Below are 15,430 nucleotides of genomic sequence, written 5' to 3'. Positions count from 1 at the left end.
AACACACGCTCACGTCAACGGAACCACCATGCGTGCGCTGTGTCCATCAGCGTTAAAGCGCTGCACCACCGCGCGCCCCGCGCTGGCCGCGCACTGCTTGCGGCACAGGGCCACGCAAGCGCCGCCAAAACCGGCACCGGTCAGGCGCGCGCCGTACACGGCGGACTGTGCCGACATCAGCGCCACCAGCGTATCGAGCAACGGCAGCGACACCTCGTAATCGTCGCGCAGGCTGGCGTGCGACAGCGCCATCAACTGGCCGAAGAGCACGGGATCATGCTGGCCGCACGCTTGCAGCACGCGCAGGTTTTCGCTGACCACATGGCGCGCGCGGCGGCGGTACGGCTCGGGCAAGCCGTCCACCATGGACGGCGCGCGCACGTCGCGCAGCGCCGCCACGCCCAGCAGGCGCGCCGCCTGTTCGCATTCGGCGCGCCGTTCGTTGTACTTGCTGCCGGCCAGGGTGCGCGCCACGCCGCTGTCGATGACCAGCACCTCGCTGTCGCCGGGCAAGTCGAGCAATTCATGCTGCAAGGTACGCGCATCGAGCAGCAGCATATGGCGCTCGTCGGCCAGGCTCGACGCCATCTGGTCCATCACGCCACAATTGACTTGCGCGTAGCGGACTTCCGCCTGCTGCCCCATCAGCGCCAGCGACACGTCGTCAATCTGCAGCCCCAGCAGCTGGCGCAGCGCTCGCAGCATGGCGATCTCCAGCGCTGCGCTGCTCGACAGGCCGGCGCCCGGCGGCACGTCCGAATCGATGTGGGCACGCACGGCGGGCACGGCGACGCCGCGCTCCTCAAGCAGGCGGATACAGCCTTCCAGGTAGCGGCCAAAGCCGGGCGGCGCGGCGCACTGCTGCTCGAAATGCACGAGCTGATCAAGGGTTGCCGAATAGAACTGGTGGTGTCCGTCGGCGGCCAGCGCCAGCCTCACGCGCGTGCGCTGCGGCGTGGCGCACGGCAGCATGTAGCCATCGTTGTAGTCCGTATGCTCGCCCAGCAGGTTGACCCTGCCGGGCGCCGACGCCTCCACCACGGGGCTGGCGCCAAAATACGCGTCGGGGCTGATCATGGCAACTCCAGGGTCAGCGGACGCAGCCTTCCCTGCACAGAAGTGACCGGCCAGTCCGGGTCGCAAGTCAGGTTGTGCAGACGCCCGCCGCTGAGCAGGAAAGTGTCTTCCACCATGCTGCAGGGCAAGCTGGGATGGAAGGCCAGCGCCATGCCGTCCTTCAGGGCGATTTCCGTGTGCGCGCCGGCCGCCACTTCGGGCGAGCGGTAGCCGGCGATGCCGCCCTGCCGGTATTCATGCACCGTATCGGGCTGGCCCGCATACGCATAGGCGCTGTCGAGCGCGTGATACACCATGCTCAGCGCGTGGCCCACTTCGCAGGCATCGAGCGCCACCGCTTCCAGCGCCAGGATGGCCGCGTCCGCTTCATCGATGCCGTCGCGCGCGGGAGGGACGGGAACGAAGCGGCGCTGGCGGCTCAGACTGGCGCACAGGCCGTAAGCTTGCGCGCACAGCGCCAGCACGGCCCGCTCGCCCAGCGGCGACGCGGCCGGTGGCGCGCGCCGGTAGCGCTCGAAGCGCTCGGCACCGGCCGCCAGCACGTACACGGCGTGCAGACCGCGCGACCACAGGGCGCGGGCGCAGGCGCCGGCCAGGTCCTGCTCGCTCCAGCCAGGACGCGCGGCGCGCAGCGCTTCGCTGGCGGCCGCGGCGGCCAGGCGTCCCACTTCGCGGTAGCGCGCCTGTTCCGCGGCCAGCAGGGGCAGGCGCTCTTCGCGCAGCGCGGCGGGCAGGCTGCGTTCATGCAGGCCCGGCCGGTCGCACAGCACGGAGCGCCCGCCTGCCGCATGCTGCACGAAGTGTTCGCGCAGCTCGGCCATCCGCGGCTGCATCCACGGCGTCACTTGCCAGGTCCAGCTGCCGCGCACCTCTTCCTGGCGCAGCCGCTGCGCCTCGGCCGCATCGGTCAGGATGTAGGCCGCATCGCGCGTGACGAGCACCTCGGCACAGCCGCACTCGGCCGAGTGGCTGGCGCTGCCCGACGCGCCCGCCGTGGCCCAGGCGAACCAGTCCACACCGCGCAAGCGCAGCACGCCAGCGCGCTCCTGTTCCAGCCAGCCGCGCATCTGCGCCAGCTTATGTGCAATTTCCAGTTCCACATTCCAGTTCATGCGATATCTCCTGCCATTTCCCATGCCACGCGCACTTGCTGCAACTGCCGCGCCGATTCCTCGGGCAAGGCATCCATGGCGTACATGCCGGCGGCCAGCTCCGTGCCAGCCAGGTATTTGAGCCGTTCGCGCGTGCGATACGGCGGATAGAACTGCGCGTGCAGCTGCGTTTCCGGGTGCGCGCACCCGTCCGGCGGCGCCTGGTACCAGGCCATCAGATAGGGCATGGCGCGTTGCCACAGGCCGTCGTATTTCAGCAAGACGGTTTTCAGCGCGCATGCGAGATCCTCGCGCTGCCCGGCCGACAAAGCCGTAAAACTGTCCGTCTGCCGCCGCGGCATCACCCACGCTTCATACGGGTAGCGGGCGCAGGCGGGAACAAAGGCGATGGCTTCCGGTCCCAGATACAGCAAGCGCGTGCCGCCATCGGCTTCGCGCCGCGCCATGTCCACCAGCAAGGCCTGGCCATGCTCGGCACAATACGCGCGCTCCTGCGCCAGCATGCGCGCCGGCACCGGCGGGACAAAGGGATAGGCGTAGATCTGGCCATGCGGATGGTGCAGGGTCACGCCCACTTCCGCGCCACGGTTTTCGAACGGCAGCACGTAGGCGATGCCGGGCCGACTGGCCAGCTCCTGCGTGCGTCCGGCCCATGCTTGCAGCAGCAAGGCAATGTGGCTGACAGGCAATGTACCGAGCGAAGCGCCGGCATCCTGGGCGAACACCACCACTTCGCAATGGCCGCTGGCGGGCGCCGTGGCGACCGTCAGGTCGGGCGGGTCATGGGCATGCGGCGCCAGGGTGGGAAAGCGGTTGTCGAAGACGGCGATATCATAGTCGCCGGCAGGCAATTCCGTCGGATGGTCGGGATCGCGCGTGGGCGCCAGCGGGTTGTACTCTGGCGGTGGCAGGAAAGTGCGGCCCTGGCGGTAAGCCGCATACGCCACCCACTCGCCGCGCAAGGGGTGCCAGCGCAAGTGCGGATTGGCTTGCTGCGGCAGCGGGAAAGGACTCGGTGCAAGACCGGCGACGACGATGGGACGCCGGCTGTAGAGGGTCAGCTGGCGGCCGTCGGGCTTGACGAGTTGCTTGCAATACATGATGTTTCGCAATCTTAAGACACGACTTCTTAAGACTGGCACTGGCAAGAAAAGTTCCGAAGCCGACGGCAATTTCTCCAGTTCAAGCGGTACCGCCCCCGATCAGCACGAGTTTTTTACCGATCAGTACGCAAATTCCCGATTCGCATTATCATGTGCACAGCCTGTCATCCCTGCCGCTTTCACGGCCGACCCTATTGTCGTCAGGGGATAGACAAATCGTCCATTGTGATTTTCCACCACGTCCCGATATCGCTACCATGATTCCATTTTCCATACTCGACCTCGCGCCCATCGCCGAAGGCAGCAACGCCAGCCAGTCGTTCAAGAACACGCTGGACCTGGCGCAGCACGGCGAACGCTGGGGCTACAACCGCTACTGGCTGGCCGAACACCACGGCATGCCCGGCATCGCCAGCGCCGCCACGGCCGTCGTCATCGCCCATGTGGCGGCCGGCACGACCACCATCCGCGTGGGTGCGGGTGGCGTGATGCTGCCGAACCATTCGCCGCTGGTCATCGCGGAACAGTTCGGCACGCTGGAAGCGCTGCACCCGGGCCGCATCGACCTGGGCCTGGGCCGCGCGCCCGGCTCTGACCAGACCACGGCGCGCGCCCTGCGCCGCGACCTGCAATCGGACGCGGAGCAGTTCCCGCAAGACGTGCTGGAATTGATCGACTATATGTCCGACGAGCCGCGCCAGCGCGTGCTGGCCGTGCCCGGCAAGGGCGCGAAAGTGCCCGTGTGGATACTGGGGTCGAGCCTGTTCGGCGCCCAGTTGGCCGCCCACCTGGGCTTGCCGTATGCGTTCGCTTCGCATTTCGCGCCGCAAATGATGCTGCAAGCCGTGGCGTATTACCGCGAACACTTCAAGCCGTCCAAACAATTGGCGAAACCGTACGTGATGCTGGGCTTTAATGTGTTCGCCGCCGACACGGATGCCGAGGCGCACCTGCGCGCCACGTCGATGCAGCAGGCCTTCGTCAACCTGCGCACGGGCCGCCCGTCGCGTTTGCAGCCGCCCGTGCCCGGCTACCTGGAGCAACTGGGCCCGCAGGAACGCGCCATGCTCGATTCCGTCCTGTCGTGCACGGCCATCGGCGCGCCGGACACCGTCAAGGCAAAGATGGCTTCCTTCATCGCCGAAACGGGCGCCGACGAGCTGATGATCACCTCGCAAATTTTCGAGCACCAGCACCGGCTGCGCTCGTATGAAATCACGGCGCAGGTGCATGCGGAGCTGGCACGCGCTGCTTAAGTTTTAACTCTCCCTCGGTATATATCCCCCTATACCCTTTTCCCGGCCGTCGGCAACGATCGCCGGGATTTTTTTGCCTGCCCGGCAAGAAATGCGCAGCCCCGCTATCATGTCCATCCAAAAGCATCATTCCAAGAAAGTTGTAAGCGCATGAAATCCGCACCGTCCTCCGTCGACGCCAGTACCCTGCTGACGTCCACCCGCATCCTGTTGTTTGCCCTGTCCGCCGGCGTGCTCGTCGCCAGCCTCTATTACGTGCAGCCGCTCACCTCCATGCTGGCCGCCTCGTTTGGCGTCAGCGTGCCGCAAGCGGGCTACCTGGTCACGGCCACGCAGATCGGCTATGTGCTGGGCATCGTGTTTCTGGTGCCGCTCAGCGACGTGCTGAACCGCCGCCAGTTGCTGACGTGGATGCTGATCGCCAAGATAGCCGCCCTGCTGCTGGCCGCCACCAGCCAGAACATCATCGTCTTTGCCATCGCCAGCGTCTTGATGGGGATCACATCCAGCGCCTTGATGGTGGTGACGGCCATGGTCGCTTCGTATGCGCCCGACCACAGCCGGGGCCGCATGGTGGGCACCGTCATGACGGGCTTGTTGTTGGGCATCTTGCTGGCGCGTACCGTCTCCGGCACGGTGTCGCAGATCAGCGGCGGCTGGCGCAGCGTCTACGTGCTGGCCGCCATCGTCGTGGCCGCCCTGCTCGTCATGCTGCGCCGCATCCTGCCGAACGAGGCGCCGCGTGGCAAGCTGCAGTACGGAAAATTGCTGGCTTCCCTGGCCGACATCATCCGCCAGGAACCGTTGCTGCGCCAGCGCGCCCTGTTCTCGGGCCTGGGCCTGGGCACTTTCAGCGTGTTCTGGACGGGCCTGACCTTCTTGCTCAGCGGCGCGCCGTATCACTATTCGGAAATGCAGATCGGCCTGTTCGGCCTGGCCGGCGCCACGGGCGCGTTTGCCGCCAACACGGCTGGCCGCATGGCCGACCGCGGCTACGCGCGCCAGGCCACCTGGCTGCTGGCCGTCGCCTCGATCGCGGGCTGGGCCCTGATCGGCTTCGGCGCCCACTCGCTCGTGCTATTGCTGATCGGTATCGTCCTGCTGGACATGGGCGTGATGGGCTTGCAAGTGACGCACCAGTCCATCATCTATAAACTGGCGCCGCATGCGCGGGCAAGGGTCACCACCGTGTTCATCGCGGGCGGCTTCATCGGCGCCTCCGCTGGCTCGGCGCTGGCCAGCGCCAGCTTTGCCGCCGGCGGCTGGCCCGCCCTGTGCATGGTGGGCGGCGCCATGCCCTTGCTGATGCTGCTGGTGTGGAGCAAGTATCGGCACACGCAGCGGCGCCTTGAGCGGCTAGCCTGATCTAAGCGGCAGAAAAGACGGCGCTGTCGGCCGCGGCCAGGCGCAACAGTTCATCGACCGTCACCCTGACCTTGGTTGGCATATGCCAGGTTTTCTGCCACAGCACGTGGATGGGCATGGCGGCGCCGGCAATATCGGGCAAGACGGGCAACAAGGCGCCGCTACGCAAGGCATCGCCTGCCAGCCAGGTCGGCAGCTGCGCCAGGCCGCTGCCGCTCACGCAAGCTTGCAGCAAGGCATCGCCATCGGCCAATTCATGCCGGGCATGGATTTCCTGCAGCGCGGTTTCTCCCAATTCATTTCTTAACAGCCATGCCGGCCGGTTGCCACGACGCCAGCCGGCCAGGCAAGCATGGCTGGCCAGGTCCGCGCGCGTCAAGGGCGTGCCGCGCCGCTGCAAATACGCGGGCGAAGCGCAGATCACCAGATGCTGCTCGCCCAGGCGACGGGCCACCAGATCCGCATGGTTGCCCAGGCTACCGATGCGCACCGCGATATCGATGCCTTCGCCCACCATGTCCACCGCCCTGTCGCGCAGGGAAACGGACAGGTCCAGCCGGGGATGGCGCTCACCCAGCGCCAGCAGGGCTGGCAGGATGTGGCGCCGGCCAAATGTAGTCGGCAAGTCGATGCGCAGGCGTCCGACGGGCTGCTGGTGGCCGGTGGCCAGACAAGCTTCGGACTGTTCCAGCTCTTCCAGCACGCGCCGGCAACTTCCCAGGTACGCTTCCCCTTCCGTGGTCAGGTCGATGCGGCGCGTCGTGCGGTGCAGCAGTTGCACGCCCAGGCGCGCTTCCAGCCGCGAAAGGCTCTTGCCGACCGCCGAGCCGGTCACACCCAGCACCAGCGCCGCCGCCGTGAAACTGCCGCCGTCGACGGCCGCGACAAACTCGCGGATGCCTGCAAAACGATCTTCCATGTCACCGCCATTCCAAAAGTGTTGAATGCAATCGTGCACAGTATAGTCAATTCTGGAATGACAGGATGCAGTGCCCGTCTTTTTACCCCCTAACTCTCGCCAGAGGATGCAATTACACTGTCTCCATCGTTGCACGGCCTGGCACTTGCCCGGCATGGCTCACTGGAGAAGAATATGAAAGCATGGCTGTTACAGGATTTCGGCTTGAACAATTTGAAGATGGCAGAGGTGCCGACACCCGTGCCGCAGGCGGGCGAGTTGCTGGTGAAGGTGGGCGCCGTTTCGCTCAATTTCCGCGACAAGGCGATTGTCGACGGCATCTACGAGCCGCACATGGTGCCGAAACCCCTGATTCCCGTTTCCGACGCCGCCGGCGTGGTGGTAGCCGTGGGCGCCGGCGTGAGCCGTTTCAAGGTGGGCGAGCGCGTCAATTCGCATTTGTATTCGCGCTGGATCGACGGCCCGCCAGGCCCCAACGAACCCGACTATTGCTTCGGTTCGCCGTTGCCGGGCGGCTTGGCCGAATTCATGATCATCCATGAAGACAGCGCCGTCCGGGCGCCGGACATGATGAGCGACGCCGAGGCAGCCACGCTGCCCATCGCCGCCCTCACCGCCTGGTATACGCTGATGGATGTGGGCAACTTACAGCCGGGCCAGACAGTGCTGGTGCAAGGCACGGGCGGCGTGTCGATCTTTGCCGCGCAGATCGCCCTGGCGCACGGCGCGCGCGTCATCGCCACCTCCAGCAGCGATGCCAACCTGGCCAGGATCAAGGCGCTGGGCGTCACGGACGGCATCAACTATCGGACGTTTCCGCAATGGGAACAGAAGGTGCTGGAATTGACGGACGGCAAAGGCGTCGACATCACCATCGACGTGGCCGGCGGCGATGGCCTGAACCAGTCCGTTGCCGCCACCAAGGCGGCTGGAGTGATCGCGCAGGTCGGTTTCCTGACGGGACAGACCACGGCGCTGAAACTGATGCCGCTCATCTTCCGCCAGACAACGATACGCGGCATCGCCGTGGCGCCGCGCACCTCGTTCGACCGCATGAACCCGTTCCTGGACAAGCACAACATCAAGCCCGTGATCGAGCATGTGTATGCGTTCGAGGAAGCAGTGCAAGCCTATGAGCACCTGTCGCGCGGCGCCTTCGGCAAGGTCGTCATCCAGGTCGCCGGCTAAGCGACCTGGCGACGATCTGGCCGTGCCTGGTTTACATGGCTGACTTGGCGCCGGCCTGCTCGCGCGCCTTGCCAAACGCATCGCCCGCCTTCCAGGCCGGCATTTTCGCCGCGTTGGCCACGGCTTGCCCCAGGTTCAAGGTAAATTGCGCCTGCTGCGTCATGCCGGACAAATCCCAGCTGGCATCGTACTCATCGGTGACTTGATGGTAGCGGGGGCCATAGGCAGCCGCCTTGGCTTTCGACTCTGCCACATCCTTGACGTACTCGCGTCCTCCATTGATGGAAAACGCGGGCACGCCCGCCTTGGCAAAGCTGAAATGGTCGCTGCGGAAATAGCCGCCGGCCAGGTCGGGACGCGCCTGGGCAATATGCATGCCCATGGCTTTGGCAGTTGCCGCCGCCATGGCGCCCAGTTCCGTGCGCTCGCTGCCCTGCGCGCCGATGTCGTGCGTGGCACCGACGAAGTTCAGGCTATCGAGATTCAGCGCGGCCGCCGTCTTGTTCAGGGGCCACAGCGGGTCGGCCGCATACGCGGCGCTGCCCAATAAACCCTGCTCTTCAGCCGCCACCCACAGGAAGATCTGCGTGCGCTTGGCCGGCTTTTTCACGGCTTCCTGCGCCATGGCCAGCAGGCCGGCCGTGCCCGAGGCGTTGTCGACGGCGCCGTTGTAGATCGTATCTCCCGCTTTTTCGTCACCCTCGCCTTGCTTGCCCAGGTGGTCCCAGTGGCCGCTGTAGATGACGGCTTCCTCTTTCAGTGTCGGGTCCGTGCCCGGCACCATGCCGGCGATATTGAACTGTTCCACCTTGCGCACGATGGACTTCATGTCGCCCGACAACTTGGCATTCAATGCGACGGCCTTGAAGTCCTTGCTTTCCGCTTGCGCGCGCAAGGCGTCCAGGTCTTGCCCACCGGCCGCAAACAGGCGGCGCGCCGCGTCTTCCGCGATCCAGCCCTGCAGGGGAGTGCCGACAGTGCGGTCCGCCAACTGGAAGCGTTCGCTGCCGCTCCAGCTGTTCTGTACCACGCTCCAGTCGTACGAGGCCGACGGTTTCGTGTGGATCAGCAAGACGCCAGCGGCGCCCTGGCGTTTGGCTTCCTCGAATTTATACGTCCAGCGGCCGTAATAGGTCAGCGCCTTGCCGGCAAAGCGATTCGGATCGCCAGCGGTCGGCTGCGGGTCGTTGACCATCATGACGACGATCTTGTTTTTGACATCGGTCCCCTTGAAATCGTTCCAGCCCTCTTCCGGCGCCGTGATGCCGTAGCCGACGAAGACCAGCGGCGCATCGAAGGTGTGCGCGGCAACGGAGTCGCCCGTGGCCCAGACCCAGTCCGGACCAAACGCCAGCGGCACGGTTTTACCGCCGGCCAGCGCCTGCAGGCTGCTCTCGGCAGGCAGCGACTTCACGCCGGCGATCTGCACGCTCTGGCGGTAGCTGTTGCCGCGCACGGGACGCAAACCGGCCATCTGCGCCTGGGTTTCCAGGTAGGCCACCGTCAGGTCGGCGCCCCGTTGGCCCGTGCCCCTGCCTTCCAGCAAATCGTTGGACAGGAAGGCCAGGTGGGCGCGCAGGGGCGCTTCCTGTACCACGGGCAAACCGGTAGCGGCGTGCGCGGAAAACGCCAGCGCAGTCAAGGTCAGGGAAGAAAACAGCTTCTGCATAAGATCCTTTGGGTAAGAGGAGACAGTCAGTCCGGCGGATAACCGGGCCGGCGATTGTATGCCATGGGGCAGGCGCAGCAAAATGCGGACGAAAAAAATCCCCGCGGCAAAGGCGGGGATAGACGATGGGGAAGCGTCAGACCAGCAGGGCCGCCGCCAGCGATTCGATCTCTTCGGCCGATTCCTCGAGTATCGTGTGCAGGGTGCTGCCGCCTATCCCGAAGTCGATCTTCGCCGCCGCCAGGCGCCGCTCGGCGCTTTCCGGCGGGTGCAGGGGCGAGCCGACGGGTGACAGATCGTTGGCCAGCACCAGGGTCGCGCCCAAGGTGCGGGGCGGGAACGGGCTGCCGCCGTGCCACATACCTTCCACGGCCTGCAAGACCATGTCCGGTACTTGCAGCTGGCGCAGCACGCCGCGGCCGATCAGTTTTTCGCCGTATTCGATCCAGTCTTCCGTGTTGTCGTCGAGCAAGCCAGGATATTCCTCGGCGCGCGACAGCAGATAAAAGCCGCCCACCTCGTGCACGATGGCGGCGAACATGGCCGTTTCCACGTCCACGTGCGTGACTTTGCGCGCGATGACCTGGCTCAGTGCCGCCACGTGGGCCGTGTGCTCCCACAGTCTGGCCCCCTTGGCGCGCAATTGCGGGTCGGTAATCTGGCTGCCCAGCTGGCGCACGATGACGGACGCCACCATCGATTTCAAGGTGGCAAAGCCCAGCCGCGAAACGGCTGCGCGCACATTGGCGATTTCATTGCCGGAACGGTTGTAGGCGGCCGAGTTGGCCAAGGCCACGACCCGCGCCGACAGCAGCGGCTCGGCCATGACCATGCGGGCGGCCGCTTCGATATGGCAATCGGGGTCGTCCAGCGCTTCCTGCAGCTTCAAGGTGGCCTTGACGTTGGCGGGGAACGTCAGCTCGCCCTTGCTCGCTTGCAGCGCGATAATCTTGAATACTTCCAGTCTGTCCATGGGTCGATCTCCGGTACGGGCCTATACAGGCTCTGCTCTATGGAGGGGCCGGGAATGCGCATGTATCCCCGGCCCTGCTCCCGTTTCCGGCAATATTACAGCAAGTTCAAACTCAAACCTATTACTTTCCGGAAACTTTCCCTGCCACGCCTTCGACAAAATAATCCATCTTCGTCAGCGCCGCATCGTCCAGCACGCCTTTGTCCAGGCGCACCTTGCCATCGTTATCCTTGATCGGCGCGCTGAAAGGATTGAGCTTACCAGCAACCAAGTCTTTCTCACGCGCCAATACAAACTGTTTCACGTCCGCAGGCACGGCGGCGTTGATGCCTTCCAGCTTGACCATGCCATCCTTGATGCCGCCCCAGGTGCTGCTGGACTTCCACGTACCGTCCAGCACAGCTTGCGCCTGCTTCGTATAGTACTCGCCCCAATGGTGGGTGACGGCGGCCAGCTGCGCCTTCGGTCCGTACTTTTTCATGTCCGAGTGGTAGGCGATCGCATACTTGCCCTTCTCTTCCGCCGCCTGCACCACGGCGGTCGAGTCCGTGTGGTGGGTGACCACGTCGGCGCCCTGGCCGATCAGGGTAATGGCCGCGTCGCGCTCCTTGCCCGGGTCGAACCAGCTATTGACCCACACCACTTTCACTTCCGCCTTCGGGTCGACGCTGCGCATGCCGCGCGTGAAGGCGTTAACGCCCTGCAACACTTCCGGGATGGGGAACGCCGCCACGTAACCGGCCACATGCGTTTTGCTCATCTTGCCTGCCAACACGCCGGCCAGGTAGCGGCCCTCGTAGAAACGGGCATTCGTGTTGGCCACGTTGACGGCCGTCTTGTAGCCAGTCAGGTGGATGAACTTCACATTAGGAAATTGCTTCGCCACTTTCAAGGTGGGATTCATGTAACCGAACGAAGTCGTGATGACCAGCTTGCTGCCCGTTTGCGCCAGGTCGCGGATCACGCGCTCGGCATCGGCGCTCTCCGGCACGTTTTCCACAAACTTGGTGGTGATCTTGTTGCCCAGCGCCTTTTCCATTTCCTTGCGCGCCTGGTCATGCTGGGTGGTCCAGCCCGCGTCGCCGATGGGGCTGATGTAAACAAAACCGACGTTCAATGGAGCGGCGGCGGGCGCGGCGGCCATGGCAGGCATGGAGGACATCAGCGTGGCACCGCAAACGGCGGCGCACAGTAATTTCTTGGACATGGTTTTCCTTGTGGTGAGTGATTAATTTCCGGGATTGAAATTTTTCCCCAGCGAAGCGGGCATGTTGAGCTTGATGTAATTGGCATTGCTGGAAATGAGCACGAGCACGACGATGGCCGCCAGATATGGCAGCATCGACAGCAGCTGCGAGGCAATCGGCACGCCCAGCGCCTGCGCATGGAAGGTCAGAATCGTGATGCCGCCAAACAGATAGGCGCCGCCCACCACGCGCGCCGGGCGCCAGGTGGCAAACGTGGTCAGCGCCAGCGCGATCCATCCGCGCCCCGCCACCATGCCCTCGACCCACAGCGGCGTGTACACGAGCGACAAGAAGGCGCCGGCCAGGCCGCAGCAGGCGCCGCCGAACAGCACGGCCGCCAGGCGGATGCGCCGCACGGGGTAGCCGAGCGCATGCGCGGACGCGGGCGACTCGCCCACGGCGCGCAGCACCAGTCCCGCCCGCGTGCGGTACAAAAACCAGGCGATGGCCAGGCACAGCAGCAGCGACAGATACACCATCGGATGCTGGCGGAACAGGGCCGGGCCCAGCACGGGAATGTCTTCCAGGAACGGGATGCCAAAGCGGCCGTTCTGCAAGCTGTTGCCCACATACTTCAAGCCGATATACGTGGACGCGCCCGCGCCGAACAGCGATAAAGCCAGGCCCGTCGCGTACTGGTTCGTGCCCAGCCACACGGTCAGCCAGGCAAAGAAGCCGGACAGCACCATGCTGGCGCCCGCCCCCGCCAGGAAGCCCAGGGTGGGGCTGCCCGTGTTGACGGCCACGGCAAAGCCCGTGATGGCCGACACCAGCATCATGCCTTCCGCGCCCAGGTTCACCACGCCCGCCTTTTCATTCACCAATAAACCGAGGGCGGCGAGCATCAGCGGCGTGCCCGCATTGATGCTGGCGGCGATCAAGGGCGCTATCGTCAGGGCCAGGTTATCCATGTTTTCTCCAGCGCAATTTGTATTGGATCAGCACGTCGCAAGCGAGCAAGGCAAACAGCAAGATGCCCTGGAACACGCCCGTGATCGCGCTGGGCAGACCCAGGCGCGATTGCGCCAGTTCGCCGCCGATATAGAACAGGGCCATGACGAAGCTGGAAAAAATCACGCCCACCGGATGCAAGCGCCCGACGAAAGCGACGATGATGGCGGCAAAGCCGTAGCCGGGCGACACCGTGGGCGTGAGCTGCCCCATCGGCCCCAGCACTTCGCAGGCGCCCGCCAGGCCCGACAGGGCGCCGCAGATCAGCAGGGACGACCACAAGGTCTTGCGCGAAGAAAAACCCGCATAGCGCGCGGCGGCCGGCGCCATGCCGCCCACGCGCAGGCGAAAACCCGAAATACTGCGCGACAAATACAGCCAGCCGCCCAGCGAGGCCAGCAAGGCGAAGATGATGCCCACATGCAAGCGCGTGTCGCTGATGACCATCGGCAACAGCAAGCCATCGGACAGCAGTTTCGATTGCGGAAAATTGAAGCCTTCCGGGTCGCGCAGCACGCCATACACGAGATAGCTGAGCAGCAATTGGGCGATGTAGACCAGCATCAGCGAGACGAGGATTTCGCTGGCGTTGTAGCGGTCGCGCAGCCACGCCACCAGGCCTGCCCACGCCATGCCGCCCAGCATACCGGCCAGCAGGGACACGCCGATGACGGTCGCGCCGCCCACGCCATCATCGAGGTACAGGGCCGCCGCGCCGCCGCAGATGGCGCCCAGGGTCAGTTGCCCTTCCGCGCCGATGTTATAGATGTTGGCGCGAAAGCAGATGGCCAGGCCCACGGCGATCAACAGCAGCGGCGCCACCTTGATGCCCAGCTCGGACCAGCCATGCGCGTCGCGCAAGGGTTCCACGAAGAAGACGGCCAGTCCCGCCAGCGGATCGTGTCCCAGCGCAAGAAACAGCAAAGCGCCGCACAGCACGGTGAGCAGCACGGCCAGCACGGGCGACAGCCAGGACATCAGCCGCGATGGTGTAGGACGGGCTTCCAGACGCAAGGCGAACTTAGCCATGGACTACCTCCTGCGGCCACAGCCCGCTCATCCATTGCCCAACGAGATCTACGCTGGCCTCGCCCACCTTGAGCGACGGTGAAATTTTTCCTTTCGCCATCACCAGCAAGCGGTCGCTGATCTCGAACAATTCGTCGAGCTCCTCCGACACGATGAGCAAGGCGCAACCGGCGTCGCGCAGCGCCAGCAATTCGGCGCGGATTTGCGCGGCCGCGCCCACGTCCACGCCCCAGGTCGGCTGCGCCACCACCAGCACGGTGGGCTCGCGCATGACTTCACGGCCGACTATGTATTTCTGCAAATTTCCTCCAGACAAGCTGCGCGCCAGCGCTTGCGGCCCGCCCGCCTTCACCTGGAAGCGCTCGATGATGGCGGCCGCCCGCTGCGCGATGACGTGATGGAGCACGAAGCCGTGGCGGATGGTGGCGGGGGTCTGCAAGCTGAGCAACACGTTGTCGGCCAGCCCCATGTCGGGCACGGCACCGCGCCCCAACCGCTCCTCCGGCACGAAGCCGAAGCCCAGGGCGCGCCGGCGTCCCGGCGGCAAGCGTCCCGCCGGCGTGCCGTTCAGCACGATGCTGGCGGGGGCCGCGCGCATGTCCTCGCCCGACAGGGCAGCGAGCAATTCCTGCTGGCCATTGCCGGACACGCCCGCGATGCCGACGATTTCGCCCGCGCGCACGTCGAAATTGATGTCCGTCAACTGCGTGGCAAACGGGTGGCTCTTCGGCAACTCCAGCTGCCGCACGCTCAGCATGACGGCACCGGGCGTGCGCGCCACGCGCGTGACGGCGGGCGGCTCGGCGCCGATCATCATGCGCGACAGGCTGGCCGCTGATTCCTGAGTGGGGTCGCACACGCCCGCATTCTTGCCGGCGCGCACCACCGTGCAGGTATGGCACAGGGCGCGGATTTCGTCGAGCTTATGGCTGATGTACAGGATGCTGCAGCCTTCGGCCGCCAGCTGGCGCAAGGTCGTAAACAGTTTCTCCACGGCGCCCGGCGTCAGCACGGACGTCGGTTCATCGAGGATCAACAGTTGCGGCTTGGCCAGCAGGGCGCGCACGATTTCCACGCGCTGGCATTCGCCGACGGAAAGCGTGTGCACGTGGCGCTGCGGTTCCAGGTCCAGGCCGTACTGGCGCGCCGTGTCTTCGATGCGCTGCGCCAGTTCCGCCATGTTGGTGCCGGCGGGCAAACCGAGGGCGATGTTTTCCGTCACGGTCAATGTATCGAACAGGGAAAAGTGCTGGAACACCATGGCGATGCCCAGCGCGCGCGCGGCCGACGGGTTGGCGATCTCGACCTCGCGGCCATTCCACAGGATGCGCCCGCCATCGGGTTGCACGGCGCCATAGATGATTTTCATCAAGGTCGATTTGCCGGCACCGTTTTCGCCGAGCACGGCGTGAATTTGTCCGGGCGCCACGGTCAGGTGGATGCCGTCATTGGCCACCACGGACGGATAGCGCTTGCTGATGTCGTGTAATTCCAGACGTGCCGTCATTGTTTTTTTCGTGCCTCGCTAAGTTGTCCGTCTA

General features: G+C 65.1%; 13 protein-coding genes. 3 read left to right on the top strand and 10 right to left on the bottom strand.

Going from position 1 to position 15,430, the window contains the following annotated elements; translation table 11 throughout:
• Positions 1 to 9 precede the first annotated feature (9 nt).
• Genes galK through galT form a run of 3 tightly spaced genes read right to left on the bottom strand, consistent with a single transcriptional unit; the run spans position 10 to position 3,289 of the window.
• A complete protein-coding gene (gene galK / locus CLU91_RS22155) occupies positions 10 to 1,077 on the bottom strand; it encodes a galactokinase (RefSeq protein WP_100875845.1) in 1,068 nt (355 codons plus the stop codon).
• Positions 1,074 to 2,189: a M24 family metallopeptidase gene (locus tag CLU91_RS22150; protein ID WP_100875844.1), complete on the bottom strand. Its 1,116-nt coding sequence runs from the start codon at positions 2,187 to 2,189 to the stop codon at positions 1,074 to 1,076. Before CLU91_RS22150 ends, galK begins: the two co-directional genes overlap by 4 nt.
• Entirely contained in the window at positions 2,186 to 3,289 is a 1,104-nt protein-coding gene (gene galT, locus CLU91_RS22145) for a galactose-1-phosphate uridylyltransferase (RefSeq protein ID WP_100875843.1), read from the bottom strand. Before galT ends, CLU91_RS22150 begins: the two co-directional genes overlap by 4 nt.
• Before the next feature lie 260 nt (positions 3,290 to 3,549).
• Here galT and CLU91_RS22140 point away from each other — a divergent pair, with 260 nt between their 5' ends.
• Both CLU91_RS22140 and CLU91_RS22135 read left to right on the top strand, forming a co-directional pair.
• On the top strand, positions 3,550 to 4,548 hold the full coding sequence (locus tag CLU91_RS22140) for an LLM class flavin-dependent oxidoreductase (protein WP_100875842.1): 999 nt from the start codon (positions 3,550 to 3,552) through the stop codon (positions 4,546 to 4,548).
• 150 nt (positions 4,549 to 4,698) lie between these two features.
• Positions 4,699 to 5,913, top strand: a complete 1,215-nt coding sequence (locus CLU91_RS22135) for an MFS transporter (protein ID WP_100875841.1) — start codon at positions 4,699 to 4,701, stop codon at positions 5,911 to 5,913.
• Position 5,914: 1 nt separating this feature from the next.
• On the opposite strand, the gene CLU91_RS22130 is transcribed toward CLU91_RS22135, so the two are convergent.
• A complete protein-coding gene (locus tag CLU91_RS22130; RefSeq protein ID WP_100875840.1) occupies positions 5,915 to 6,832 on the bottom strand; it encodes a LysR substrate-binding domain-containing protein in 918 nt (305 codons plus the stop codon).
• Positions 6,833 to 7,006: 174 nt separating this feature from the next.
• Between CLU91_RS22130 and CLU91_RS22125 the strand changes: the two genes are divergently transcribed.
• Positions 7,007 to 8,020, top strand: a complete 1,014-nt coding sequence (locus CLU91_RS22125; RefSeq protein WP_100875839.1) for a zinc-dependent alcohol dehydrogenase family protein — start codon at positions 7,007 to 7,009, stop codon at positions 8,018 to 8,020.
• 31 nt (positions 8,021 to 8,051) lie between these two features.
• On the opposite strand, the gene CLU91_RS22120 is transcribed toward CLU91_RS22125, so the two are convergent.
• The 6 genes from CLU91_RS22120 to CLU91_RS22095 all read right to left on the bottom strand — a co-directional run bounded on the left by CLU91_RS22120 (position 8,052) and on the right by CLU91_RS22095 (position 15,396).
• On the bottom strand, positions 8,052 to 9,689 hold the full coding sequence (locus tag CLU91_RS22120; protein ID WP_100875838.1) for a M28 family peptidase: 1,638 nt from the start codon (positions 9,687 to 9,689) through the stop codon (positions 8,052 to 8,054).
• A gap of 136 nt (positions 9,690 to 9,825) precedes the next feature.
• Positions 9,826 to 10,662 carry an HDOD domain-containing protein gene (locus tag CLU91_RS22115; protein WP_100875837.1) on the bottom strand — a complete coding sequence of 279 codons (837 nt, stop codon included), beginning with the start codon at positions 10,660 to 10,662 and terminating at the stop codon, positions 9,826 to 9,828.
• 121 nt (positions 10,663 to 10,783) lie between these two features.
• Positions 10,784 to 11,869 carry a BMP family ABC transporter substrate-binding protein gene (locus tag CLU91_RS22110; RefSeq protein ID WP_100875836.1) on the bottom strand — a complete coding sequence of 362 codons (1,086 nt, stop codon included), beginning with the start codon at positions 11,867 to 11,869 and terminating at the stop codon, positions 10,784 to 10,786.
• A 21-nt stretch (positions 11,870 to 11,890) separates the two neighbouring features.
• The gene (locus CLU91_RS22105) at positions 11,891 to 12,820 is read right to left on the bottom strand and encodes an ABC transporter permease (RefSeq protein ID WP_100875835.1); all 930 of its coding nucleotides are present in this window, start codon (positions 12,818 to 12,820) and stop codon (positions 11,891 to 11,893) included.
• On the bottom strand, positions 12,813 to 13,889 hold the full coding sequence (locus CLU91_RS22100) for an ABC transporter permease (RefSeq protein WP_100875834.1): 1,077 nt from the start codon (positions 13,887 to 13,889) through the stop codon (positions 12,813 to 12,815). Before CLU91_RS22100 ends, CLU91_RS22105 begins: the two co-directional genes overlap by 8 nt.
• Complete coding sequence (locus CLU91_RS22095; RefSeq protein WP_100875833.1) at positions 13,882 to 15,396, bottom strand: ABC transporter ATP-binding protein; 1,515 nt, start codon at positions 15,394 to 15,396, stop codon at positions 13,882 to 13,884. The genes CLU91_RS22100 and CLU91_RS22095 overlap by 8 nt, the downstream gene beginning before the upstream one ends.
• Between the last annotated feature and the right edge of the window lie 34 nt (positions 15,397 to 15,430).

It is taken from the genome of Janthinobacterium sp. 64, assembly GCF_002813325.1.
Lineage (GTDB): Bacteria > Pseudomonadota > Gammaproteobacteria > Burkholderiales > Burkholderiaceae_D > Janthinobacterium.
The sequence above is the reverse complement of the archived record's forward strand: the minus strand, read 5'-3'. Positions and strand labels throughout refer to the sequence as shown.